General features: G+C 39.0%; 26 protein-coding genes. 10 read left to right on the top strand and 16 right to left on the bottom strand.

Features of this window, described 5'->3' with window-relative positions; all coding sequences use genetic code 11:
- Positions 1-144: 144 nt before the first annotated feature.
- The 9 genes from rsmI to dnaX form a co-directional block, all read right to left on the bottom strand.
- Entirely contained in the window at positions 145-999 is an 855-nt protein-coding gene (rsmI, locus tag IGI67_RS15990; RefSeq protein WP_429958363.1) for a 16S rRNA (cytidine(1402)-2'-O)-methyltransferase, read from the bottom strand.
- Positions 1,000-1,179: 180 nt separating this feature from the next.
- Positions 1,180-1,527 (bottom strand): DNA replication initiation control protein YabA, encoded by a 348-nt coding sequence (locus tag IGI67_RS15985; RefSeq protein ID WP_207106930.1) that lies wholly within the window; start codon positions 1,525-1,527, stop codon positions 1,180-1,182.
- Complete coding sequence (locus IGI67_RS15980) at positions 1,527-2,339, bottom strand: PSP1 domain-containing protein (protein WP_429958362.1); 813 nt, start codon at positions 2,337-2,339, stop codon at positions 1,527-1,529. Before IGI67_RS15980 ends, IGI67_RS15985 begins: the two co-directional genes overlap by 1 nt.
- Positions 2,340-2,365: 26 nt before the next feature.
- Positions 2,366-3,304: a DNA polymerase III subunit delta' gene (gene holB, locus IGI67_RS15975; RefSeq protein WP_429958361.1), complete on the bottom strand. Its 939-nt coding sequence runs from the start codon at positions 3,302-3,304 to the stop codon at positions 2,366-2,368.
- A 1-nt stretch (position 3,305) separates the two neighbouring features.
- The gene (locus IGI67_RS15970; RefSeq protein ID WP_207106846.1) at positions 3,306-3,635 is read right to left on the bottom strand and encodes a cyclic-di-AMP receptor; all 330 of its coding nucleotides are present in this window, start codon (positions 3,633-3,635) and stop codon (positions 3,306-3,308) included.
- Between the two features lie 12 nt (positions 3,636-3,647).
- Positions 3,648-4,292, bottom strand: coding sequence for a dTMP kinase (gene tmk, locus IGI67_RS15965; protein WP_207106847.1), 645 nt, complete (start codon positions 4,290-4,292; stop codon positions 3,648-3,650).
- Between the two features lie 62 nt (positions 4,293-4,354).
- Positions 4,355-4,951, bottom strand: a complete 597-nt coding sequence (gene recR, locus IGI67_RS15960) for a recombination mediator RecR (RefSeq protein ID WP_207106848.1) — start codon at positions 4,949-4,951, stop codon at positions 4,355-4,357.
- A 182-nt stretch (positions 4,952-5,133) separates the two neighbouring features.
- Entirely contained in the window at positions 5,134-5,448 is a 315-nt protein-coding gene (locus IGI67_RS15955; RefSeq protein ID WP_207106849.1) for a YbaB/EbfC family nucleoid-associated protein, read from the bottom strand.
- 17 nt (positions 5,449-5,465) lie between these two features.
- Positions 5,466-7,208 carry a DNA polymerase III subunit gamma/tau gene (gene dnaX, locus IGI67_RS15950; RefSeq protein WP_429958360.1) on the bottom strand — a complete coding sequence of 581 codons (1,743 nt, stop codon included), beginning with the start codon at positions 7,206-7,208 and terminating at the stop codon, positions 5,466-5,468.
- A 182-nt stretch (positions 7,209-7,390) separates the two neighbouring features.
- On the opposite strand from dnaX, the gene IGI67_RS15945 reads away from it, so the two are divergent.
- From IGI67_RS15945 to IGI67_RS15930, 4 genes are all read left to right on the top strand, one after another.
- Positions 7,391-8,626 carry an SPFH domain-containing protein gene (locus tag IGI67_RS15945; protein ID WP_429958359.1) on the top strand — a complete coding sequence of 412 codons (1,236 nt, stop codon included), beginning with the start codon at positions 7,391-7,393 and terminating at the stop codon, positions 8,624-8,626.
- Between the two features lie 127 nt (positions 8,627-8,753).
- A complete protein-coding gene (locus tag IGI67_RS15940) occupies positions 8,754-9,821 on the top strand; it encodes a TFIIB-type zinc ribbon-containing protein (RefSeq protein WP_429958358.1) in 1,068 nt (355 codons plus the stop codon).
- A complete protein-coding gene (locus IGI67_RS15935) occupies positions 9,818-10,612 on the top strand; it encodes a TPM domain-containing protein (RefSeq protein ID WP_429958357.1) in 795 nt (264 codons plus the stop codon). Before IGI67_RS15940 ends, IGI67_RS15935 begins: the two co-directional genes overlap by 4 nt.
- 143 nt (positions 10,613-10,755) lie before the next feature.
- The gene (locus IGI67_RS15930) at positions 10,756-12,048 is read left to right on the top strand and encodes a serine hydrolase (protein WP_429958356.1); all 1,293 of its coding nucleotides are present in this window, start codon (positions 10,756-10,758) and stop codon (positions 12,046-12,048) included.
- An 84-nt stretch (positions 12,049-12,132) separates the two neighbouring features.
- Here IGI67_RS15930 and IGI67_RS15925 read toward each other — a convergent pair whose 3' ends face one another.
- Positions 12,133-12,618: a GyrI-like domain-containing protein gene (locus tag IGI67_RS15925; protein ID WP_207106855.1), complete on the bottom strand. Its 486-nt coding sequence runs from the start codon at positions 12,616-12,618 to the stop codon at positions 12,133-12,135.
- 188 nt (positions 12,619-12,806) lie between these two features.
- Between IGI67_RS15925 and IGI67_RS15920 the strand changes: the two genes are divergently transcribed.
- On the top strand, positions 12,807-14,000 hold the full coding sequence (locus IGI67_RS15920; protein WP_429958355.1) for a YdcF family protein: 1,194 nt from the start codon (positions 12,807-12,809) through the stop codon (positions 13,998-14,000).
- Positions 14,001-14,046: 46 nt separating this feature from the next.
- Here the strand turns inward: IGI67_RS15920 and IGI67_RS15915 are convergent, their stop codons facing one another.
- Positions 14,047-16,395 (bottom strand): ATP-binding cassette domain-containing protein, encoded by a 2,349-nt coding sequence (locus IGI67_RS15915; RefSeq protein ID WP_429958354.1) that lies wholly within the window; start codon positions 16,393-16,395, stop codon positions 14,047-14,049.
- A gap of 130 nt (positions 16,396-16,525) precedes the next feature.
- Here IGI67_RS15915 and IGI67_RS15910 point away from each other — a divergent pair, with 130 nt between their 5' ends.
- From IGI67_RS15910 to IGI67_RS15900, 3 genes are all read left to right on the top strand, one after another.
- Positions 16,526-17,200, top strand: a complete 675-nt coding sequence (locus IGI67_RS15910) for a response regulator transcription factor (protein ID WP_207106858.1) — start codon at positions 16,526-16,528, stop codon at positions 17,198-17,200.
- The gene (locus IGI67_RS15905) at positions 17,197-18,246 is read left to right on the top strand and encodes a sensor histidine kinase (protein WP_429958353.1); all 1,050 of its coding nucleotides are present in this window, start codon (positions 17,197-17,199) and stop codon (positions 18,244-18,246) included. Before IGI67_RS15910 ends, IGI67_RS15905 begins: the two co-directional genes overlap by 4 nt.
- Positions 18,247-18,332: 86 nt before the next feature.
- Entirely contained in the window at positions 18,333-18,641 is a 309-nt protein-coding gene (locus tag IGI67_RS15900; RefSeq protein WP_207106860.1) for a hypothetical protein, read from the top strand.
- Positions 18,642-18,765: 124 nt separating this feature from the next.
- On the opposite strand, the gene IGI67_RS15895 is transcribed toward IGI67_RS15900, so the two are convergent.
- Entirely contained in the window at positions 18,766-19,083 is a 318-nt protein-coding gene (locus tag IGI67_RS15895; RefSeq protein WP_429958352.1) for an AzlD domain-containing protein, read from the bottom strand.
- A complete protein-coding gene (locus IGI67_RS15890) occupies positions 19,076-19,831 on the bottom strand; it encodes an AzlC family ABC transporter permease (RefSeq protein WP_429958351.1) in 756 nt (251 codons plus the stop codon). The genes IGI67_RS15895 and IGI67_RS15890 overlap by 8 nt, the downstream gene beginning before the upstream one ends.
- Before the next feature lie 409 nt (positions 19,832-20,240).
- Here IGI67_RS15890 and IGI67_RS15885 point away from each other — a divergent pair, with 409 nt between their 5' ends.
- Positions 20,241-20,930, top strand: a complete 690-nt coding sequence (locus IGI67_RS15885; RefSeq protein ID WP_207106863.1) for a YoaK family protein — start codon at positions 20,241-20,243, stop codon at positions 20,928-20,930.
- 37 nt (positions 20,931-20,967) lie between these two features.
- Here the strand turns inward: IGI67_RS15885 and IGI67_RS15880 are convergent, their stop codons facing one another.
- The 3 genes from IGI67_RS15880 to IGI67_RS15870 all read right to left on the bottom strand — a co-directional run bounded on the left by IGI67_RS15880 (position 20,968) and on the right by IGI67_RS15870 (position 23,363).
- Positions 20,968-21,483 carry a VanZ family protein gene (locus IGI67_RS15880; protein WP_429958350.1) on the bottom strand — a complete coding sequence of 172 codons (516 nt, stop codon included), beginning with the start codon at positions 21,481-21,483 and terminating at the stop codon, positions 20,968-20,970.
- Between the two features lie 28 nt (positions 21,484-21,511).
- Positions 21,512-22,327: a DUF4097 family beta strand repeat-containing protein gene (locus IGI67_RS15875; protein ID WP_429958349.1), complete on the bottom strand. Its 816-nt coding sequence runs from the start codon at positions 22,325-22,327 to the stop codon at positions 21,512-21,514.
- Between the two features lie 85 nt (positions 22,328-22,412).
- Positions 22,413-23,363: an aromatic acid exporter family protein gene (locus IGI67_RS15870; protein ID WP_429958348.1), complete on the bottom strand. Its 951-nt coding sequence runs from the start codon at positions 23,361-23,363 to the stop codon at positions 22,413-22,415.
- Positions 23,364-23,511: 148 nt separating this feature from the next.
- Between IGI67_RS15870 and IGI67_RS15865 the strand changes: the two genes are divergently transcribed.
- Positions 23,512-23,973, top strand: a complete 462-nt coding sequence (locus tag IGI67_RS15865; RefSeq protein ID WP_429958347.1) for a DUF441 domain-containing protein — start codon at positions 23,512-23,514, stop codon at positions 23,971-23,973.
- The last annotated feature ends 29 nt before the right edge of the window (positions 23,974-24,002 follow it).

The following is a 24,002-nucleotide window of genomic DNA, read 5'->3' as shown; positions in this document are numbered from 1 at the left end:
TCCATTCTTTTTATGTTAAATATTCTAACATCATTTCCAGATAAAAAAAGAGTTTTATCTCTTTTTCTTCATATTTTTCTAATTTAATGACTTTTCATGTCAGAAAAGTTTACATAAAGAAAGAGCAGGATGGTCATCCTGCTCTTATAATCCATGATATTCTTTATAGACAGCTTGTTTTTTCAGTCCATGACGCTTTGCTACTGATTTGATCGCTTCTTTCGTCAAAGTACCTTCTGAAATCAACTCTTCGACTTGTTCTTTTAGCGTACCTTCAAAAACTTCCTCTTCAGCTATCTCCACTGCTCCTGAAATTAGCAAGCAACATTCGCCCTTCAGGGAGTGCTCGGACAAGTATTCAATCAACTCTTCTGCCGTTCCTCGTAAATATTCCTCGTAAAGCTTAGTCAACTCACGACAGATCACCACTTCGCGGTTACCGAAAACTTCTAAAACATTCTTTAATGTCTCTTTGACTCGATGGGGAGACTCATAAAAAATCAACGTCGCCATCTGTTTTTTCAAATCTTCCAGCTCTTTTTTCTGAGAGCTTCTTTTTCGCTGCAGAAAACCATAAAAATAAAATGGTTGCGGCAGTAATCCTGATGCAATCAAAGCGGTCATCCCTGCGGTTGCACCTGGCAAAGCAACGACAGGAATATCTCTTTCAATACAGGCAACTACTAATTCATGCCCCGGATCACTAATAGAAGGCATGCCTGCATCACTTACTTGAGCAATTGATTTTCCACTTTCTAAAAAAGCTAGCAGTTCTGGGATACGTTCATTATAGTTGTGCTCGTGCAAACTTTTTTGCGATACTTTTACTTCAAAATGATTCAATAATTTTTGGGTATTACGCGTATCCTCACTAGCAATCAAATCGACTTCTTGCAACGTCTTTACTCCTCGAAAGGTCATGTCCTCCAAATTGCCAATAGGTGTCGGAACTAAGTATAACGTCCCGACTTTTTTCGCAAAACTTCGTTGAATCCTCACAGTCATTCTCCTAACTCATTTTAAGGTATTTATTTTCTTATCAAAAATTTCATACTAGCAAACCTCATTATGCTCTTGTACCTTGCAACAAAAAAAGCGGGTGTGACCATAAGCAGCGTCATACCCACTAATACTGAATAAAGCATTCTGAAAGCAAACGCTTCAGAAACAATCTTCAACTTATTTTTGTTTACTTTCACGATAGATGACATCTAAACAAAAGGCACAAGGCTCATCCTGTTCACGTCTTGAGCCATAAAGTAAATTACAGACATGAAAGCCATCTTCATAAATTTTTTCAAGATTCAAACGAGATTCTGACAATTCTTGCCGTTCATCTAAAACAGGAGATTTCTTTTCATCAATCTCACGAATTCGTTCTCGCAAACGCTCGTTTTCCATTTCTAATGTGGCATTCTTCTCAACGAGCTCAAGAAGAGTCTCCTTCATCGAAACTAAATCTTCAAGATTTTTATTCATATCCTGCTCTAATTGATTCAAGCCATCGTACAAAGACCGTCGATCCATCATGATAAATCACCTGCTTCAACAAGTTCTTGATAATCAAAATCTACCGTAGCGTCACGACCGAATAACCGAACTTTTACTACCTTACTCAGTAGATTTAAACCGATCACCTTGCCGCGTCCTTCAGGTGTATTAATCTCTTTTCCATAGTCAGGCATTTCTTTCTTCGCTGCTTCGTATTCGCCATTCTCATATTTCAAACAGCACATCAAACGACCGCAGAGTCCAGAAATCTTCGTTGGATTCAGCGACAGCCCTTGATCCTTGGCCATTTTAATCGAAACAGGGATAAAATCACCTAAAAAAGTCGAACAGCATAATGGTCGGCCACATGGACCAATCCCTCCAAGAATTTTTGCTTCGTCGCGAACACCGATTTGCCGCAGCTCAATCCGAGTGCGAAAAACCGCTGCTAAATCCTTGACCAATTCGCGGAAATCAATTCGTCCATCAGCGGTAAAATAGAAAATCATTTTGCTTCGATCAAAAGTATACTCTACCTGAATCAGCTTCATCTCTAATTCATGGGCACGAATCTTTTCTTTCGCTATCTTAAAAGCCGATTCCGCATCCGCCTCATTTTGTGCTACTTTTTTTAATTCTTTATCCGACGCCTTATGTATTATCATTTTTAAATCATCAGATAAATCCTTTTTCGCTATTTCAATTTTTGGAATTGCCACTGTCGCAATCTGGTGCGCCTGCTGCGACTCGACCAAGACTTTATCATTATAAAAATATTCGTTTTTTCCTGGCGCATAATAATAGATATGACCTGCGTCACGAAAACGAACACCCACAACTTCAACCATGGTTCTCCCTACTCTCTTAAATAACGCTAAGCAAAGATAATGCGCAACGTTATTTGTTCTGCGATATTTTGAAATGATACGTTCGCTTCTAATTTCTGACTGGCAGACAAAACTTCTTCCAACAGGTAATTGTACGTCTCTAGGTCCGTTTGATTTTGTTTCATCACTTGATTACGTTTCTCTTTAACAAAATACGCTAACATTTCAAAGGCAAATTGCTGCTGCGTTTTCTCCTTAAATGTCTTGACCATTTTTTTTTGAACGTAAATAAAAGCTTGCGGATCATTTTTTTCGAGATAATTAAACCATTGAATAACAGCATCTCTAGCTTCATTAAACCATTCATCTTTTGAGATTTCAACAGCTTTTCCATAACTATTTGTTAAATTTGCTAATAGTTTCGCGGTTTTTGCAGGGATTTGTTCTGATTCTAATCGGGACTGCAGGCGTTCTGTGGACAACGCTTGAAAATGAATGATCTGGCAACGCGAGCGAATTGTTGGCAATATTTTCCCTAGCGATTGAGTTTCTAAAATGATCATGAAATTGGCAGGCGGTTCTTCTAAAAATTTCAATAAACTGTTAGCAGAATTTAAATTCATTTTTTCAGCTTGGTGAATGATAACGACTTTCTTCGCAGATTCGAAGCCGCTCTTTGCTAATTCGCTTTGCAGAGCACGGATCTGATCAACCTTGATAGACTGGCCATCAGGTTCAATCTCAACAACATCGGGATGATCTTTACTAGTTATTCGCAGACAATTGTTGCATTTTTCGCAAGGCATTTCTTCTTGTAAATCTAAGCAAAACAAATGTTTGACAAACCACAGTGCCAATTCTGCTTTACCTGTCCCTTGATCGCCTTCAAAAAGATAAGCATGGGCCAAACGCCCATGCTCAAAACTATTTTGTAATTGACGAAAAACGATGGGTTGAATTGTTTGCAATTTTTGTACTTCTTCCATTCTAATACTGGTGGAAGCCTTCGACTGGCAAGACGAATACCGTCGCACCGCCGACTTCAACTTCAACAGGATAAGGGACTTGTCCGTCTAATGAAATATCTAATGTCACTGGTGTTGTGACGTATTGCGTACGAGCCTGACATGTTTCTTTAATCAGGGCCAAGGCATCTTCCACTCGGTCATCTTCAATCCCGATAATAAATGTGCTATTGCCGGCCTTCAAAAAGCCGCCAGTAGAAGATAATTTCGTTGCTCGAATGTTGGCATCGATAAATTCATTGGCTAAACGGTTGGAATCTTTGTCTTGAACAATCGCTAAAATAAGTTTCATAGTTTACACCTCTCATGATTGGAAATAGTTTGGACAACGCGTCAACAGTTCGTAAAAGCACTCTCTTACGACTTCATCTAAACGTTTCCTAGCATCGATTTTTATGATCCGATCTGGATTTGCTTCCGCTAATTTTAAGTAGGCGTGTCGGACCCTCTGATGAAATTGTAACCCTTCTGAGTCCAAACGGTCAATTTGATTGGTTCGGTTCTTCATAATTCGTTGCAAACCAGTATCTGAATCAACATCCAAATATAAGGTGATATCAGGAGTCGTTCCCTCAATCGCAAACTCATTGATTTTGGCAACTTCTTCCATCCCAATTCCTCTGCCAGCCCCTTGATAGGCTAGGGAGCTATCGACAAAGCGATCACATAAAACAATTTTATCCGCCTCTAATGCCGGCCACACTTTCTCGATCAAATGCTGACGGCGTGCTGCTGCATAGAGTAACGCTTCTGTTCGATCATCCATTCGATCGTTACTTGGGTCAAGAATCACGTGACGAATTTTTTCAGCGATCGGGATGCCTCCAGGTTCTCTTGTCTTGACGATTGACCGTTTCGCCGTTAATTGTAGTTTTGGATAAAGCTCATTCAGCACGCTAGTTTTACCCGCGCCGTCTGGTCCTTCAATCGTAATAAATAATCCGTTCACTTTTTTATCCCCCAAATAAATTTGATCTTCTATTCTCTCTTAAAAAAAACACCGCGAAATCCTTATAATTCACGGCGTCCTTCCACTGCTTTTAACAAGGTGATTTCATCAGCATATTCGATGTCACTTCCAACTGATAACCCATGCGCTAGGCGAGTAACCTTTATTCCAGCTGGCTTAATCAGACGTGATAGGTACATCGCGGTAGCTTCGCCTTCTGTCGTAGCATTTGTTGCAATGATTACTTCCTTAATTTCATCATCATGCAACCGTTTGATCAGCGGTGCAATATTGATATCCTCCGGACCTGTCCCTTCCATCGGTGATAAAACACCATGAAGCACATGATAAAGACCATGATACTCACGAACTTTTTCCATTGACATCACATCTTTTGGCTCTTCAACAACAAGAATTGTACTGCGATCCCGAGTCGTATCAGAACAAATCTCACAGGGATCTTCCTCCGTGATATTTCCACAAACACTGCAAAAACGCAAATCTCGTTTAACACTGATCAACGATCGGGCAAACTCATTGACTGACTCATCTTTCATGTCAATTGTAAAAAAGGCTAGACGAGTAGCAGTTTTCTGTCCGATTCCCGGCAGCTTCATATAGCTTTCAATCAACTTCGCAATTGGTTCTGGATATTGCATTCCGTCCTTCCTCTCTTCCAGAAAGGCTTAATGAATTCTTTCATCTTTAAACAAATAAGAATAAACTATTTTTTCTTATTCACCAATAAAACCAATTCGTTAAGCCGGACATGGATAAAACCATTAGCATAAAACTCTGGACCTGTAAAAATCGGTACCTATTCTAACTAAAACAAAGTCACTTACATTCCCGGAAGTCCCTTTGTATATTTGCCCATTGTTTGATCTGTTTCCTTCGTAATCTTCGTAATTGCATCATTGACCGCTAAAACAATCATGTCTTGCAGCATTTCAGGATCTTCTGGATCAATCAATTCAGGATTAATATTCATTGACTTCATATTTTTATCACCAGTGAATGTAACTGTTACTAAATCGTTAGTTGAACTTCCGAGAAACTCCTTGGCATTTAACTCATCTTGAGCCTTTACCATTTCTTTTTGCATTTTCTGCATTTGTTTCATCATGCCTTGCATATTTCCCATTCCGCGCATCATTTTATCTATTCGCTCCTTTAATCATCTTTAATTGTCACGAGGTCACCAAACAGACTTTTCGCTTGTTCAACAACTTCATTGGTTTCTTCTGGTATCAAACTGATTTCATCGTCTGTATCATTTGTCTCAGCTGCCACCGGACGGTCATGGTGCTGACTCACAAAAGCTTGTCGCAATCGTGGCCAACTTTCACGAGTAATGAAAACAAAATCTGGCGTATAATCCTTGATCATCATACTCAAACTGTTTTGCATATTCAAGCGTAACTCATCATTACCGTCTGCTCGTTGACAAACAATCTCATAATCAAACGCAATCAATAGTAACTCTGGACCTGCTGCCATTGGTTCACTAGCTTTTAACATCGCCCGTTGAGTAACAGGCAAAGCCATCAGCAAATCTTCCCAAACATTTTTCACATTTATTAAATGATCCTTAGTCGCTTCACTCAGTACTTGATAAACCCGCTCAGTAGGTACGCGATAGCTACTGGTAGTTTTCTTTGGTGCCGCTTTGCGCTCTTCTTTTTCTACTGTTGGATTATTTTTCAACTGCTGCAGCTCATTCTGTAATTGTTGCAGCTGACTTTTCAACGCTGTTAATTCCGCTGGATCAGTTGGATGTGACATAGCTGGCACATCTGAACTAATCTGCTGTTTCTCTGAAACAGTAGATACTGTTTGAGGTGTTGCCAACTTCACTGTTGCAACTTCCAGATAAACATTTGCATGATTGGTAAAACGAATCTCATTTTGTGTCTCACTTAAAATCTTGATCATACTATAAAGTCGCTCTGAAGCTGTCTTTTCAGCTAACTGCTTGAAAGTATCCGTCAAATATGCCGCTCGATTTTCCAATAATTTTGGTGCTTGTTGATAAATCAGCAAATCACGACAATACAATAGTAAATCTTCGGTTAAGCGTCGGGCTTCTTTTCCCTCTGACAGAATATTCTCTAAAATCTCTAATGCTCCGCTGACATCTTGTCTCAAACAAGATCCGATGAAGTCGTCCATCATTTCAGTAGTTAAGCTGCCCGTTACCGCCAAAGCATCCTCTAAAGTAATTGTTTCATTACTAAAAGAAATTGCTTGATCCAGAATACTCAGTGCGTCTCTCATACCGCCTTCAGCAGCACGTGCAATTACAGATAGGGCTTGCTCTTCATAGGGTTGATTACTCTGTTCAAGGATATAAGCCATCCGACCAATAATTGCTTGTACGTCGATTCTTTTAAAATCGAATCGTTGTGTCCGCGAGATGATCGTTGCTGGAATTTTGTGAGGCTCGGTTGTCGCTAAAACGAAGATCACGTGCTCTTTAGGTTCCTCCAACGTTTTTAATAATGCGTTGAACGCACCCGTAGAAAGCATATGAACTTCATCAATGATGTAAACCTTATATTTTGCCGCAGTTGGGGCGTAATTGGCGCGGTCCCGGATAAAACGGATTTCTTCCACACCATTATTGCTTGCAGCATCGATTTCGATCACGTCTTCTTGACGACCTTCAGTAATCGAACGGCACATTTCACATTCATTGCAGGGCTCCCCATCAACACTGTTAGGACAATTGATGGCTTTGGCAAAAATTTTCGCTGCACTAGTCTTCCCTGTTCCGCGGGGACCGGTAAACAAATAGGCGTGGGAAGTTTTCTGTTGTTGGATCGCATTTTTCAACGTCTTCGTGATCGCTTCTTGTCCGACTAGGTCATCAAAACGTTGCGACCGCCAAACGCGATAAAGTGCTTGATACGCCATAATTCTCCTCTTTTCTTTCAAAATCACTGCTTTTTATTATACGTGATTTCACACAAAAAAACTATAGAAACCGATTATCCAATGGAATTGTTTAATGTCTTTTAATTTGTTCAACCGCATCCTTTCTATTTCAAAAAAGCCCTGTGGTATAATGGAAAAAACGTTTTTATGGAGGGTTATTCATGGGACTATTTAAAGCAGCAACGAGCAGTATTGGCGGCGGATTAGCAGATCAATGGCTAGAAATCATTGAACCTGCCGACATGGGACAGACCACAGTGATGTCAAAAGGTGTGGCTGTTCGAAAAGATGACAAACGCGGCAGCAATAAAAAAGGCACCCGCGATGTGATTACGGATGGATCAGTCATTCATGTATATCCAAACATGATGATGCTCCTTGTCGATGGTGGAAAAATCATTGATTATACAGCTGAAGAAGGCTACTACACAGTAGAAAACAACTCTGCGCCTTCCATGTTCAATGGATCACTGAAAGAGGCGGTAGCTGAAACCTTCAGCCGCTTCAAGTTTGGCGGTGCGATACCTCAGAAACAACAAGTTTTCTATATTAATCTACAAGAGATCAAGGGAATCAAATTTGGTACCAGTACACCATTAAATTACTTTGATAATTTTTATAATGCAGAGCTATTTCTACGAGCTCATGGAACTTATTCCATCAAAGTGACTGATCCGATCCTATTTTTCGCTAATGCCATTCCTCGAAATATGGATCAGGTTGATATCAGTGACATAAATGAACAATACCTGCAAGAGTTTTTAACTGGTCTACAAGCATCGATCAATCAAATGTCTGCTGATGGCCAACGGATTTCTTATGTACCATCAAAAAGTATGGAATTAAGCAAATATTTATCTAACGTACTAGATGACAGCTGGAAAGAATTACGCGGCATGGAAATCGTTTCGGTTGCCGTGGCCAGCATCTCTTATACGGATGACTCTACTAAGTTGATCAATATGCGAAATGAAGGAGCTATGCTAGGTGATCCAAATGTACGTGAAGGTTATGTACAAGGTTCAGTTGCACGCGGTATGGAAGCTGCTGGTAAAAATGATGCAGGGGCCGCCACTGGTTTCTTCGGTATGGGCATGGGGATGAATGCAAATGGTGACTTCCTTAATCAGGCGTCCCAAGGAAACAATCAACAAATCCAGCAGAACCAACAAGCTCAGCAAAAATCCTCTGGCGATCAATGGACATGTCCAAAATGCGGAGAAGAAAATACTGGTAAATTCTGCAGCAACTGTGGGGAACCAAAGCCCGCTCCGGCTGCCACCGCAAAAATACAAATGAAATGCAGTGAGTGCGGAGAAGTTGTCAATTTAAGCAATGGTGTACCAAAATTCTGTCCACATTGCGGCAAGCCCTTTAAAGCAGTGCCGTTAGACTAAACCATCAGTTGCACCACATTGAGCAGCGTTTATAGTGTACGGTGCGGCCAGCCGTGTACGTGTTGAGATGCAAATTTGTTTTTCTTTTTTTAAATGAACCCATTATTTTGAAATAGGAGGTCTGCAAATGGCAGATGTATTAACACATCATTGTCCCAACTGCGGCGGTCCGTTGACTTTTAATCCAAGTGATCAAAAATTTCACTGTGATTATTGTTTAAGTATTTTTACTGTGGAAGACATCGAAAAATTTGAGACCAAAAATCCTGAATCTGTTTCAGAAACACAGTCTGAAATGCTCAACACTGATGAAACGACCAGCGATGTGGATTTATTTCTCTGTCCCAGTTGTGGTGCTCAAATTGTTACTGATCACACTACCGCCGCCACTTATTGTTACTTTTGTCATAACCCCGTTGTCTTATCGGAACGTTTGACCGGGGCGTTTCTGCCAAATAAAGTTTTACCTTTTAAAATTGATCGTAAAGCGGCAATCGCTGACTTTTTGACATGGACACAGAAGAAACACTTCATACCAAAGGACTTTTTTAGCGAACAGCAAATTGAAAAAATGACGGGTGTCTATTTTCCTTATTGGGTGGTAGATGCAGAAACGTCAGGAAATTTGACTGGCAAAGGAACTTCCCTGCGAGTCTGGATCGTCGGTGAAATTGAATACACTGAAACGAAGGTTTATCAGATTTTCCGCAAGGGAAAAGCAAAAATTAATCATCTGACTAAAAATGCCTTAAAGAAAAACTTGCAGCAAAAAATGGTTGAAGGTGTCCAACCTTTTCCGATTAATCAAGCAGTAGACTTTCACACAGAATACCTGTCAGGATTCCAAGCAGAAAAGCGCGATATTGAAATTAAGGAGCTTGCTGAACAAATCGATCATGAGCTGACTGAATATACGGAGGACCTACTGCGTGATACGGTTTCTGGTTACACAACATTTACACCAAGTAATCAATCTGTTGATGTTGAAAAGCAAGATAATCATTATATGCTGTTGCCAGTTTGGTTAGTAACTTATCAAGATGCATCGAATAGAACGTATTATTATGCCATGAATGGACAGACGGGCAAAGTAAGCGGTGTGTTGCCAATTAGTAACAAGCGTTTAGGTTTGTTCTCTGGTGGAATATTCGCGGCAGTTCTGGCCATCGCTATGATTGTGGGGTATTTTCTATGAAGAAATTTCTTTTACTTTTAGGTTTTCTTGCACTGTTCAGTCCATTGAAAGTTCTTGCAGCCTCAGATACGGTGGACGACCAAGCAAACCTGTTATCTTCAGAAGAAAGAACAGATTTGTCAAAACAGGCCGATGCCATCAATAAAGAAATCAAAGGTGAAGTCTTTATCGTGACGACTGACAGTAACACAGAAAAACCTCGAAAATTTGCCAACGAGCAATTAATGTCTCGGGTCGGAAAGAACAACAATGGTGCGCTTCTTTTATTAGATATGAATCAGCGGGAAATTTATCTTTCAACTTCTGGAAACATGATTGACTATGTTACTGATAAACGAAGAGATAAACTTCTGGACGATGTAACTGCTGCAATGAAAGACGGAAATTATTACCAAGCCACTCTTAATTATTTAACCAACGCTAAAGAATTTGTTGATGCAGGAGTTCCTGGAGGATCTTATCGAAAAGATGAAAAAACCGGAAAGATTACCTACTATAAATCAATCACCCCTGTGGAAATGGCAATCAGTTTAGTCGCTGCACTGGCAGCAGCTGTTGGGTTCTTTTTGTTCGTACGTTTGCGCTATCAATTAAAAACTGGAAACTATCATTACCCCTATCGTCAAAATGCTCAATTGGATTTAACTGAGCGGCAAGATCAATTGATCAATTCTTTTGTCACAACTCGCCGAATCCCCAAACCCTCCAATAACAACAGTGGCGGTGGTGGCGGAAGTACTACAAATTCAAGCGGTGGTGGTACTTTTGGCGGTGGCGGACGCAGTTTTTAAACAAATAAAATAAAAAATGTTATCATCACATACCAGAGTCTTTCAAAATTAATGAAAAACTCTGGTGTTTTCTTGTATTTTCTTGAATTCACCCTATGATTTTGCTAAACTTTTATGGTTAATAGAAGTAAAGGAGCCTATCAATGAATAAAAAGAAAAGATTCCCCCTTGTTTTGGTTGTCCTAGTACTTTTTTTCCAAAGCCTCATAGGAATCACCGCTCAAGCGGCAGACGATTTTTCTGTCAATGCAAACGCGGGATATGCCATTGACGCTGACTCAGGAAAAGTTTTCTTTAACCAGGATGGCGACACACCCAAAGGCATTGCTTCCATCACTAAAACGGTAACGGCATATCTCGTTTTAGATGCAATTAAACAGCAGAAGATTACTTGGGAGCAAGAGGTACCGATTTCAGAGTACGCAGAAAAATTGAGTACTGTTCCTGATTTGTCGAATGTCACATTAGTTCGTGGACAAAAATACACGGTCAAGGATCTTTTCGAGGCCATGATTGTCCAATCAGCGAATGCTTGTGCGGTTGCTTTAGCCGAATTAATTGCCGGCGATGAACATACTTTCGTCAATCAAATGCGGGAACAGCTCGACAAATGGGATATCAAAGACGCGACAATCATCAATGCTTCTGGTTTAAGCAATGTTTATCTAAAGGATCATATGTATCCGGGTACACAGGAAAATGACGAAAACTTGATGTCTGCCCGCGATGTAGCGATTATTGCTCAGCACTTGATCAAAGATTTCCCTGAAGTTTTAGAAACAGCAAAAATCAAAGAAAAAACGTTCGCACCTAATTCATCCCAACCAGATGAAATGAAAAATTGGAATGTCATGCTGTTTGATGGACCAAATTATAAAGAAGGCGTCGACGGTTTGAAAACTGGAACCACTGATCTAGCTGGTGCCTGTTTTGTCGGAACGATCCAAAAGGATGGTCGTCGTGTCATTACTGTGATTTTAAATGCTCTAGACCAGCCAAATAACGAAAATGCTCGATTTACAGAAACAGGTAAGTTGATGGATTATTGCTTGAACAATTGGAGCCAACAGGATGTAACAGTTGCTGGGCAAACCCCGACGGATAAAAAGGAATTGAAAGTCACAGAAGGCAAAGAAAAAACGGTTGCTCTAGCTATGGAAAAACCGGTCAAACTTTGGATACGAAGTGACATGGATCCAAATGATTTAACGATCAAAACAACCTTGGATCAGTCTTTACTGGACGATAATGCGATCATTGCCCCAGTTCATAAAAATGAAAAAATCGGTGTTGTCAGTGTCTCGCTGACTCAAGATACTCTAGGTTACGTTCAGAAAAATGAAGGAGCAACTGCAGATCTTGTAACAAAAAATGAGGTTCAAAAGGCTAGCACTTTCGAATTGATTTGGCAAAAAATCACCGGATTATTTTCATAAAAAAAACCTTCGATTTGAGTCGAAAGCTTCAGACTATAGCCGGTGTCCAAAAAAAATGGACACCGGCTATAGTTTTTTCTATTATTATTTGGCTTTGAAAGGAAAATATAATTCTACTTCTCCCTCTGCAAAATGTGGCAAATAATGCTCATGGATCGCGCCAGCAAGCTCTACATTTTCTAAAGGGAAAATTTCTCCCAACATCAGGTTGGTCGCTTCTTCAATCTTTTCTGCGCTAGCTTTGACTGTCAAGTAGCTCATTGGTGGTAACTCCCATCGTACCCAACCTTCTGGTGCTTCTGCCTCTTCTGGTACCTGTACCCCTGCTAGGTAGCGTCCCTCTTTTTGCCACGGTGCTAGCCAATTTTCACTATCGCTCATCAATCCCCATAAATGCAAATCTTTCATTTCTTGACTAGCCAAAAGTCCAACTATCTCTTCAAAGTGACTGTTCATCTGTTCCCACAATAACGGAACCCATGATGGTCCTTCTTCTGCCAAACCGTTTCCTTCTTTACCAACTACAAATAGTGTCGGCATATCCACACGATTAACTCCTTTGATGTTCATCTACATCCCTCCTCCTCATAATTTTACTAATCTTCTGAATGAATACCAACTAATAGTTCTTACCTGCGTATTTGACCTTTTATTTGATATACTTACAAAGAGCTAGGCACGGTTCCTGTTGAAGCGTTTGTCGAAACGATAAGCAGCTTGCAATTTGGAATAATTTTTAATGAGAAAGGTGTGTTGGGATGGACATACAACGAGATTTAATTGCTTTAGCACTCTATTTTATCGTACTGATTGTTTTGTTGGTTCGTTTTAAACAAAAGAAATTCAGTAATTTTTTATTATGGTCTATTATTTTTCTAGTCTTATATTTTTGTACATTGGAAATTCAAAATAAAACATTCTATATTTTGATTCCGTTGTTTTTCTTTTTGTTGTTTTGCTATTTTTATTTTAAAGAAAAATGCCGTTTACGAAATGGTTGGCTGTTCAATCTTGCTTTAATTAGTTTTATGGGATATGTGGCACTTGTGTCTGCCACTGACGGTTCTTTGATCGGTGCGGGTATCTTAGGTATATTGGCAGTCTTGTTCTTGGTCACAATTTTATTTGGTTTATATGCAGCGATTATTTTTTTAATCGGCAACAGCTTTATTGTTTTGCGTCATGAATCACGCAGACTGCCAAATTTATTAACTCTAATTTTAGGACTTGCAATTATTGCATTAATTGTCTTACAGGTGATTGGGCCAAAAATCTTACCAAGCTGGTCAGTCATTCTATTATCGATTCCGACAACCATTGCACTTTATTTTTTCATTATTTTTTGGAATTTCTTATCGATCTCCTTGCTTTATCAGCTTAACCAGCCAAAACTCAATCAGGATTACGTTATTGTACTAGGTGCTGGATTAATTGGCGGTGAAAGAGTCACACCCTTGTTAGCAAAGCGAATTGATCGCGCGATTCAATTTTATCGTAAACAAAGTGAAGAAACGTTATCCCCACCGCAACTTTTGATGTCAGGTGGACAGGGGCCAGATGAAAAAATTCCCGAGGCTCAGGCAATGCGTGAATATGCCTTAGAGCAAGGTATTCCTGCCGAAGATATCCTGATGGAGGCTCAATCAACAAATACTCTTGAAAATATGCGATTCAGCAAAGAAATCATGGAGCGAGAAAAACCTTCTGGCTATCGCGCAATCTTTACTTCTAACAATTATCATATTTTCAGAGCCGGAATGTACGCTGAAGATGTTGGTTTAAAGATTGATGGAATCGGTTCAAAAACTGCGCGTTACTACTTGCCTAATGCTTTTCTTAGAGAATTTATCGCAGTAGCTTTAATGAATAAACGCATTCACCTAGTAGTCTGCGCGCTCATTGCATTAGGTTTTGCAGCTCTAGCAGTGATTAATTATTTTTTTGTTGGCTAGCAGATAAAAAGAGGAATGCCAAGAATTTCGCTGGCATTCCTCTTTTTTATTCTGCTCGTAATGCGATTGCCGCATCCTTTTTCGCTGCCATTCTTGCTGGGATGTGTCCACCAATCATTGTTAATACTGTTGAAACAACGATTAAGATGATCCCATGGACAGGATTTAATTGCGCAACATTCTTTAGTTCAGTCATATTATACAAAATCGCATTGATTGGGAATGTTGCTAAGTAAGCAATAACCACGCCCAATGTACCTGAAGCGATACCTAAAATGCACGTTTCTGCATCAAATACACGAGTAATATCTTTTTTACGTGCTCCCAAGGCTTTTAGAACACCAATTTCTTTTGTACGTTCGATTACTGACGTATAAGTAATAATTCCGATCATAATCATACTAGTCACTAGTGAAATTCCGGCAAAGGCCACCAATACATAGGTGATCGCATCCATTAAGCCGCCAGTCAATTCAGTCATCGTTCCGGCTAAGTCTGTATAGATGATTTTATCTTCTTTTTTCTTCCCTTTGTTATAATCATCCAAATAGCTCAAGATTTTTTCTTTATCTTTGTAGTTGTTTGGATAGATCATGATACTACTTGGAATACTGTCACCGCCTAAGTAAGCCAGTGTACTCCCCTTTGTCGCATCATCTAATTTTTCGTTCGTCATGACATTGGTATCAGTGTCTCTTTGTGCTTTGACTATTTCTGAATTTTCATTGTCTTTAACAATTTTCGAGGTCAGCTCGTTACTGTAGGCGATCCCCGGTGCCAAGAGATTCATCGTTGAAGATTGTTTTACTCGCAAGATCCCAGATATCTTCAATGTGTCGTTATTGGCATTATCGTACATTGCTTTGTAATCATTATTTGGAATAAAATTCCCAGTCGGGATTTTTGTGTAATACTCATTATTGTTGATCAGTTTAAATTCTGTACCGACTATTTTACTGAAATCAATTTTTTCACCATCTTTGACATCAAAACCTAGATTTTTTAATGAGTTGATATTTGTACTATTATTTGCATCCACAATCAACACGACATCTGTGTCGGCTTTTGGATAGGCACCGGATAATAGTTTGTAATTATCTTCTAAAAAGTTGCCAGAATTTTTATCTAACTGAGTTGGGAAAGATGATACGCCCATTCCTGTCATGGTGGACATCGCACTCATCATAGAAGGGCCACTATCTGGTGCTTCATTGGATAACTTAACAGGTTTGACTTCCCCTTCTATGTCACGCAAAAGATTCATTCCAACTACACGAGTAAAACCAATATTATTACTTAATTTTGGATCAATATCATTGATGTAATCCACATAATCCTGATTGATTTTATTTGTGTGCTGCGCTTTATCTTCATCGCTAATCTTTGCAACGATGTTATTCTTATTATCCTTGCTTGCTCCGCTGGCTTTGTCCGAGCCTAATGCTTGATTTCGATTGGCAGTCTGATCTGTGGTTGTTTTTGAAATCGTAATGGGATACTTTGCCATCGTTTCCGCTTGAGTACTGTCAATTTGCTTCTGGAAGCCGCTTGATAAAGAAAGTACGATCCCGATACTGATGATCCCAATACTTGAAGCAAACGCCGTTAAGAATGTTCGTCCTTTTTTTGTTCGCAGGTTATTAAAAGAGAGCTTCAAGGCCGTCATAAATTTCATTTTTGTTCTTTTTAATTGAAATTGTTCGCCTTTTTCTCCTTCAATATGCGGATGTGAGTCATTCAATATTTGACCATCAGAAAATTCGATGATCCGATCTGCATATTTATTTGCCAGCTCTGGATTGTGCGTGACCATGATGACTAATTTTTCTTTCGACAATTCCTGAATCAGGTTCATGATCTGCACACTGGTCTCTGTATCCAATGCCCCTGTTGGTTCATCACAAAGTAAAATATCCGGGTCATTCGCCAGCGCTCGCGCAATCGCCACCCGCTGCATCTGTCCGCCAGATAACTGGTTTGGTTTCTTGTGCATGTGATCTGCTAACCCGACACGTCTCAGCGCGTCCTCAGCTCGTTGTTGTTTTTCTTTCTTTGAAACACCGCTCAATGTCATTCCAAGTTCAACATTGTCGATAATACCTAAGTGGCCGATCAAATTGTAGCTTTGAAAGACAAAACCGATTGAATTGTTGCGATAAGCATCCCAATCTGCATCTCTGAAGGTCTTCGTTGATTTACCATCGATGATCATATCACCGGAGTCATAGTTGTCCAGACCTCCGATTACATTCAACATTGTAGTCTTCCCAGAACCACTGGCACCGAGGATCGCGACAAACTCCTGTCGACGAAATGCAACAGATACACCGTCTAAAGCTTTTGTAGTCGTCTCTCCCACATGATAGTGTTTTTTTATATCTTTTAATTCTAACATTGCGTCACCCTTTTTCTCTTAGTTTACTTTGCCAAGATAGCATGGCATTATTAACTCAAAATGAACAAAAATTCATGTTAGGTTCACAGTAACTTGCTACTATTATTAAGTAAAAGGGAGGGCAACGCAAATGAATCGAATACTTATCGTGGAAGATGATGAAAATTTATCATTACTTTATCAATCAGCGCTAAAAAACGAACGCTTCGAAGTATTTCGTGCGATGAACGGTGTAGAAGCCTTGAAAATTTTAGAAACGCAATTTATTGATCTGATTATCAGCGATATTATGATGCCGGATATGGATGGCTACGAATTGGCCGATAGTCTGCGTCAAGCAGATTATGATCTTCCTATCCTATTTATTACTGCTAAGGATTCTTTTGAAGATAAAAAACGTGGATTTACAATTGGGATAGATGACTATATGGTGAAACCGATCGATGTGAATGAAATGCTCCTGCGTGTCGATGCCTTATTACGCCGAGCTCAGATCGTACACACAAAAGAATTGATCATTGGCAATACCCGGCTTGATCAGGAGACCTATCAGATCAAATCACCTTCTCTGACCGAGAATCTGCCGCAAAAGGAATTTTTACTTCTATATAAATTGCTCGCCTACCCAAATAAAATTTTTACCCGCCAGCAATTGATGGATGAAATTTGGGGATTAGACTCGGATACCGACGAGCGTACAATCGATGTTCACATTAAACGCCTTCGTACTCGGTTAGAAAAAAATGCTGACTTTTCCATCGAGACTATTCGTGGATTGGGCTATAAGGCGGTCATCCACTCATGAAAAAGAAACTTTTTTCCCAACTGTGGATATACTTCGCTGCAATTATATTTTTGATGATGTTCGTCGTATTATCCGTCTTCGTCGGTCTGCTTTTTATGATTAATCATTACCAGCTATTAACACCGGAGAGAGAAGGACATCTTTTTCCTTTCTATTTCATCATTTTTTTAAGTCTAGTGATTGGAGCAGCACTTTCATTTTTTGTAGGTAAACGTATTTTGCAGCCAATCGGCAACCTAAGACAGGCTATGAGCAAAGTTTCAAAAGGCGATTTTACAGTTCAACTTGACGAACAGCAGCAAATGGAAGATGTTGAAGAGCTATATCATGATTTCAATGTTATGGTAAAAGAGCTCAACAGTATTGAAACCTTAAGAAATGATTTTGTTTCCACGGTCTCTCATGAGTTCAAAACACCTATTGCTACGATCAAAGGCTATGTGCAGCTATTGCAAAATGATTCACTATCCAAGGAAGAAAGACAAAACTATTTGGAGCGTATGCTGGACGGTACTCAACAGCTGACACATCTGACTGATAATATTTTGAAATTGAGCAAACTTGAAAATCAAGGACTGGGATTGGATTTTCAAAATTTTCGACTAGATGAACAAATTCGTCAAGTGATCTTATTTCTGCAGCCAAAATGGGAGCAGCTGAACTTGACACTTGACTTGGATCTGCCTCGTACGAATTACTTTGGGAATGAGGAATTTCTTTATCAAGTTTGGTTGAATTTAATGGATAATGCTATTAAATATAGTCAAAAAGACAGCAGTATCCATGTTCATTTAAGTAATGAAGAGGATGAACAAATTATTACCATCAGCGATGAGGGCATCGGTATGTCAAACGAAGTCGCCAGCCGTATTTTTGATAAATTCTATCAAAGTGATACAAGCAGAAAAACCAAAGGCAATGGTCTAGGTTTGTCTTTAGCTAAACAAATCGTTGAACTACACCATGGAACGATCAAAGTCAACAGTTCGCCAAATAAAGGCAGCAACTTTAAAATATATTTGCCAAATCGCTTAAAAACTTCATAATTATTTGACGTAAAAGGCAAATTAATTCATCAATAGTTAATATTTCTTTTGTAAGATATGAGTAACTTAAAGAAAGGGTGACTCATATGGTGAAGGAACAAAAAGTTACTAAATCCGTGTATTTTGTAGAAGAAACGCAAAATATCGAGGGTGCATATGTTGAAGTTAATACGCTTTTTGTCGCTGATAATCAAGAGCAAGCAACCGAAGTCTATGAAAAACTACTCAAAGAACAGCCAAAAAAATCGTTTGGCCTTTTATTAAATGAATACATTATCAACGCAGATGGAGGATTTTTCCACAACCTGCTGCAATCGTGGAAAAATCTTCCTGCTGAGTTTTATAGAAAAATGCAGGTTCTGACCTATCGACCAATTGCTGAATATCAGAACTAGCATAAAAAAGAATAAAGAATAGTAAAAAGCGAAGGAGCAAGTCCTATCATAATCGATAGCATTTGCTCCTTCGCTTTTATTTTGTTGAATTTTTTTCAAAAAGACTATAAATCAGTCTGCTTTCTTAAATCATTGATAATAAAAATACAGCAGCCAAACCCGTAATAACGGATATTGCCATCGAACGAGTTTTATAGGCAACTCCTGCAACTAAAAACATCGCAATGATCCGCACGTTACCGATCAAATCAAAATGATTTTCAGCAATGAATACGTCTTTGAATACCAAAGCGGCAAATAATGAGATTGGCACGTATTTCATCCAATCGCTGAACCATTGAGGGACCTGCCGCTGCGAAAAATACAGCATTGGAAAAAGCCGTGGTAAGTAGGAAGCACCAAAAAGACAAAGAATCAGCAACAGCAAAGAAGTATCACTCATGGTGGACCTCCCCACCGGTCAGATCATAATGATCTGGGCCGTCATTATTTGTATTGGCAGTCTTACGAATCCGTTCAATCAAATAGCCGATGAACGAAGCCAGTAATGTCGCTAAAATCAAACCAAAAGTATTTTTGAATACTAACATAAAAATGACCGCCAAGCCGCCAGATAATAAACCAGTAGCTAATAAAAGGCCGTTACTTAACTGCATCATGAACATAAAAATAAACATCGCTGTTAGAGCAAAATGAACCAGTTCAGTATCAACATGGATCACAGAACCGAAAATTGTGCCCAAAACAGTACTTGTTGTCCAAGAAGCCATTGAAAACCAATTCACGTATAAAGCCTTTTTCCGGTTCCATTCTGGATCGGTAGAATACTTCAAATAATTGACTGCATAATTTTCGTCATTCATCGACTGAGAAAACAGTGCAATGAATGGGCGTTTCTCTTTTTTGAAAAACTGTGACAAACTGGAACCTAATAGTGCATAACGCAGTTCCAAGAAAAAAACCATTAAGATTGTGGACACAAATGATGCATGAACACTTATCATCGAGACGACTAAAAATTGGGCGCCTCCAGAGAAAACAAGCATCGAAAGCAAGGCAGTTAATAAGATGTTAAATCCCGCTTTTTGCAACAACATGCCGCATGCTAAACCAACCGGAATGTAACTCAAACAAAGCGGCAATGCCGCATATAATGCCTCTAACCATGGTGTCCTTTTTTTTACAGGCATGGTGTGTTCTCAATTCCCTTCACGTTCACAGGATAAAAAGCATTTTCATTCTAACACATTCTTTAGAAAAAAGTAGCACTCAACAAGCTTCTTATTTTCTCAGTATTTTATCTATATTATTCGTAAAACACTTAATTACTTTCAATTTTTTCTTACATAAGAGACCGCTCTCGGTAATAAACCGAATTATAGTTAAAAAGATGGATGGATCATTTGCTTTGTACGATTAAAAAGAGGAAACTTTTAAAGTTTTCTTATGAAAACTTCATGTATGTTTACACCTTTTTCTATCCTTCAAAGCTTGAATTATTCTGAAATACAACTACTTTTTAGAAAATAGCCAGAAATCTAATTACCAGTTTTCTGAAAATATGTGGTAATATAGTCAGCGAAAAGAGTTGAATAACAGATGGAAAATAGTTTTCATGAGAATCGCTCAGTGGGCTTATTGCTGACTTTTATCGGGGGGATGATCGATAGCTATACGTATATTCGCTACGAAGCCTTCGCTTCTGCTCAAACTGGAAATTTGATTTTGGCAATCATTCAAGCTTACGAACGTCAATGGAACATGGTTGGAAAAAAATTGCTTTCTACCCTGTTCTTTTTTATGGGCATACTTTTAGCAAAGTTCTTGATTGATTACTTTAAAAAGAAAGAGCTTCACTTTTGGCGATTGTTCTTGCTTTATTTTGAAGCCTTCATATTTTTTATTATCAGTCTGCGCTTTCTGCAGCCGCATCCTGCAATTATCACGATCATAATCGCTTTTACCGCAGCTATTCAATGGGTGTCCTTTGATAAGATCAACGGCCTTGCTTACACAAACTTATTCACGACAGGCAACCTCAAGGGAGTAGCCACAAACCTTTATGATTATTTGAGTACAAAAGACCCTAGAGCAAAAACACGTTTCGTTCATTTTCTTTTAGTAGTCTTAGCGTTCATTGCCGGTGCGATTGTCTCCGTTTTTTCTTATCGTATGCTTAAAACCAATGCTGTCTTGATTATCGCAGGATTGTTCTTATATTTAGCACTCTCCGAAACGTTTTTAGTCTGGCGTTTCCAACGAAATACGAATATTTTACAAAAAAAATAACTCTTCAGCAAACGCTGAAGAGTATTTCTTTGTCCTGCTAACGATTTAAAAGAATCAACAGTAAGACCATCCCGAAACATAAAATGCCAATTAGCGTACCAATTATAATCAGTCGTCTATCTAATTTTTCCTCTGAAATCACTTGCTTCAGACCTTGGTAAAGGATAACTCCTAAAAGTCCTCCGGCAAAATTCATGAGAAGATCGGTACTATCTGTCGCACCAATGCCTAAAATAAATTGCATGCTCTCGATGAAAAGTGAAAATAAAAAGATAAATCCCAGCTTCTTTAACAATGACCATTTTTTTGCTGAAATCCCTAAAAGGACGCCCAATGGAGCAAAAATGACTCCGTTTAGTATAATTTCATTTAGTGCAATCTTCCCATTCACAATCATCGATCCTTGAAACGGAATCAGATTGATCGACCGCATAGGATGCTCTAATTTTGAAGCCACCTCTGAGAAAGACAATGGTAATTTAAACAGTAAAATCCAAATCAACAGTAACGAGTAAATAACGAGCAGCGCCTTACTTAGTTTTTTACTGACCATTCCGTTTCCTCCCCTACGAGAAATTTATTTAACGGACAAACACAATATCAATATCACCATTACTAGTTTTGACCTCTAACTCTTTTGATCCATTATCATGATTATCCAAATTGTTTGAAGCATTGCTTGTCTTAGTAACTATCGAAAAATCGTCTTTATCACCAACAATCGTTCCGTTTACCTTTGAATTGCTTGTTTCAAGCGAAAGCGATTTTGCTGGCTTCAAATTCATTAAATTGATCTTGCCGTTTGAAGTCTGGAACTCTCCTTCTTTAAAATCAAGATTTTGTAAGTCCATTTTACTGTTACTTGTTTCAAAGGAACCGTCGTCAAATGTCATTTGCGATAATTCAACTTTGCCATTACTTGTCTCTGCATCGACAGTATGCGCATCAACATTATTTATGATCATCTTGCTATTGCTTGTTTCCAAATCCAGATTATTCACAGTTAGGTTCTCTGTTGATAGCTTACCGTTAGACGTTTCAACCTGCAGATCCTTCAATTTAGCTTTAGGAATCTCAATGGTTACTTTGGGATCTCGTTTACCTAAATTGAAAAAGCTAAAATTAAAGCCAATACTTCTTTTACGTTCAAAGCTCAAACTATCGCTTGTCTGCTTGATTTTGTATTTGATATCCCTGCTTTTCTTATAACTGATGCGTGTCTTATTTCCAGATACCCCAACGACTTCAATCGGCATATTACGATCATCCACGATCAATTTTTCAACCGCTTTTGATGTAGTAAATGTCTCATTACTCATGCGATTATGGAAGAACATACTACTCATGCTTACAATTGCTGCCCCAACTAAAATCAACCCAATAACTATTTTTTTCATTTTTTTACCCCTCATCTGTTTTCTTATCTTCATCATAAAGAATTTCTCAATCGTTTACATGGGACAAAAGACTGATTCTTTGTCATTATTTATTCCGATTAAATCCCGCCTTGATCTCAATGAAATCTTGAAATAACTGAAAAAGTTGGAAGAGCATCGCCCGTTCCTCAAAAGCCTCGCGGCTCTCCGGTAATTTTTTTTGCTGATAGCGTTGATCTGTTTCAGCAATCTTAGTTAAAATATCTGAGCCATCATTCTCCTCTGCCAACGTTCGTGCAGTAAACTCAAACAACTCTCGTAATTCCTGCACATCCTCTGCTTCTGCATTTAGTCGATTCAAAATCTTCAGCATGTCAGATAAAACGTTTAATTGTAGTCGACGCATCGCAAAGTATTCAAAGTAGTAGCTGTTTCCAGAAAAGAAATGATTTTCTTCATATTCTCGTGCCTGAATCTGAGCCTCGCGAACAAAGTCCCGTAATGACAGACATTCTTGCCGCAGCAGCTCTTCTTTGGCAGGCTGATTCAAATAGGTAGACATCTGAGATAACATTTTTTTCATCGAAACTTCGACGACCATTTGATCCTCTTGAATCTTTTTCTCAGTGTCTGGCATATATAGATTAGCAGCTAAAGCACAGCCGACCCCAATAATCATTAATAGATACTCATTGATAATCAGACTCACTGATATCTCACTGGCAGCTAAGTAATGGGTAATCAAAACCGAGCTAACTGCGATTCCTTCTGTCAGATCAAAACGAATCGATAGCGGAATGAATAGCAATAAATACAACCCGAAAGCTAGTGGATGAAATCCCAACAATGAAAAACAAACAGCGGAAATCGCTGTCGCAAGTGTTAAAGAAATTAGCCGATTCAAAGCGGTCTTAGCCGTCGAACGTTTCGTATTCGTAACCGTCAGGATTGTTATGATAGCAGCTGATGCAGCTGATTCTAGATTTAATCCGGTGGCTAGCAGCAAAGCAACGGGCGCAGCCACAGCAGTCTTTACTGTACGTAATCCTATCTTCATTTGTATCCTCCTTCTTTATAAAAGCTTACACTAAAGTCGCCCGGGAAAAAAGTCGCAACTTCATGAATTTTCTTGTATAGTAAATACGATGTAAAAAGCGGAATTTTCTAGAAAAAAATAATTTATTATTAGAACAGGAAGTGTAGGCATGGAAAGTTGGCTTTTTTTAGGTGTAATCTTATTAATCGCGTTTATCGCAAAGAATCAAAGCTTATTAATCGCAACATTAGCTATCTTGGTTTTGAAATTGATCCCTCATTCAGATAAATTTTTAGCCATTTTAAATAAACAAGGAATCAATTGGGGGGTCACTTTGATTTCGGCAACGATTTTAGTACCGATTGCGACTGGTGATATTGTTTTGAAAGATTTACTAAATACCTTAAAATCTCCGCTCGGCTGGGTAGCGACAATCTGCGGCGTACTTGTTGCTGTCCTATCCTCAAAAGGAGTCGGGCTGATTAATCAATCGCCTGAAGTTACTGTTGCTCTGGTTTTCGGTACGATCATGGGAGTCGTATTCCTGAAAGGTGTTGCTGCCGGTCCGGTTATCGCTGCCGGCATCACCTATTGCATCATGCAGGTCATTCAAGTCATGACGAATCATTAAGCGTAACAGCCCCTTATTTTCACTTGAAA

The sequence above is a fragment of the Enterococcus sp. AZ196 genome (assembly GCF_050498845.1).
Classification (GTDB): Bacteria; Bacillota; Bacilli; order Lactobacillales; family Enterococcaceae; genus Enterococcus_A; species Enterococcus_A murrayae.
This window is presented reverse-complemented; position numbering and strand designations above follow the sequence as displayed.

Bases quoted from the DNA above. Each gene is read 5' to 3' on its own strand.
- IGI67_RS15955 (WP_207106849.1), bottom strand. From the start codon at position 5,448: ATGATGCGCGGAATGGGAAATATGCAAGGCATGATGAAACAAATGCAG.
- IGI67_RS15900 (WP_207106860.1), top strand. From the start codon at position 18,333: ATGGTGAAGGAACAAAAAGTTACTAAATCCGTGTATTTTGTAGAAGAA.
- IGI67_RS15970 (WP_207106846.1), bottom strand. From the start codon at position 3,635: ATGAAACTTATTTTAGCGATTGTTCAAGACAAAGATTCCAACCGTTTA.
- IGI67_RS15980 (WP_429958362.1), bottom strand. From the start codon at position 2,339: ATGGTTGAAGTTGTGGGTGTTCGTTTTCGTGACGCAGGTCATATCTAT.
- IGI67_RS15875 (WP_429958349.1), bottom strand. From the start codon at position 22,327: ATGAAAAAAATAGTTATTGGGTTGATTTTAGTTGGGGCAGCAATTGTA.
- recR (WP_207106848.1), bottom strand. From the start codon at position 4,951: ATGCAATATCCAGAACCAATTGCGAAGTTGATTGAAAGCTATATGAAG.
- holB (WP_429958361.1), bottom strand. From the start codon at position 3,304: ATGGAAGAAGTACAAAAATTGCAAACAATTCAACCCATCGTTTTTCGT.
- IGI67_RS15885 (WP_207106863.1), top strand. From the start codon at position 20,241: ATGGAAAATAGTTTTCATGAGAATCGCTCAGTGGGCTTATTGCTGACT.
- IGI67_RS15920 (WP_429958355.1), top strand. From the start codon at position 12,807: ATGGACATACAACGAGATTTAATTGCTTTAGCACTCTATTTTATCGTA.
- IGI67_RS15935 (WP_429958357.1), top strand. From the start codon at position 9,818: ATGAAGAAATTTCTTTTACTTTTAGGTTTTCTTGCACTGTTCAGTCCA.
- IGI67_RS15985 (WP_207106930.1), bottom strand. From the start codon at position 1,527: ATGGATCGACGGTCTTTGTACGATGGCTTGAATCAATTAGAGCAGGAT.
- IGI67_RS15925 (WP_207106855.1), bottom strand. From the start codon at position 12,618: ATGAACATCAAAGGAGTTAATCGTGTGGATATGCCGACACTATTTGTA.
- IGI67_RS15915 (WP_429958354.1), bottom strand. From the start codon at position 16,395: ATGTTAGAATTAAAAGATATAAAAAAACACTATCATGTGGGAGAGACG.
- IGI67_RS15905 (WP_429958353.1), top strand. From the start codon at position 17,197: ATGAAAAAGAAACTTTTTTCCCAACTGTGGATATACTTCGCTGCAATT.
- dnaX (WP_429958360.1), bottom strand. From the start codon at position 7,208: ATGGCGTATCAAGCACTTTATCGCGTTTGGCGGTCGCAACGTTTTGAT.
- IGI67_RS15930 (WP_429958356.1), top strand. From the start codon at position 10,756: ATGAATAAAAAGAAAAGATTCCCCCTTGTTTTGGTTGTCCTAGTACTT.
- IGI67_RS15945 (WP_429958359.1), top strand. From the start codon at position 7,391: ATGGGACTATTTAAAGCAGCAACGAGCAGTATTGGCGGCGGATTAGCA.
- IGI67_RS15880 (WP_429958350.1), bottom strand. From the start codon at position 21,483: ATGGTCAGTAAAAAACTAAGTAAGGCGCTGCTCGTTATTTACTCGTTA.
- IGI67_RS15895 (WP_429958352.1), bottom strand. From the start codon at position 19,083: ATGAGTGATACTTCTTTGCTGTTGCTGATTCTTTGTCTTTTTGGTGCT.
- IGI67_RS15865 (WP_429958347.1), top strand. From the start codon at position 23,512: ATGGAAAGTTGGCTTTTTTTAGGTGTAATCTTATTAATCGCGTTTATC.
- IGI67_RS15890 (WP_429958351.1), bottom strand. From the start codon at position 19,831: ATGCCTGTAAAAAAAAGGACACCATGGTTAGAGGCATTATATGCGGCA.
- IGI67_RS15870 (WP_429958348.1), bottom strand. From the start codon at position 23,363: ATGAAGATAGGATTACGTACAGTAAAGACTGCTGTGGCTGCGCCCGTT.
- IGI67_RS15910 (WP_207106858.1), top strand. From the start codon at position 16,526: ATGAATCGAATACTTATCGTGGAAGATGATGAAAATTTATCATTACTT.
- IGI67_RS15940 (WP_429958358.1), top strand. From the start codon at position 8,754: ATGGCAGATGTATTAACACATCATTGTCCCAACTGCGGCGGTCCGTTG.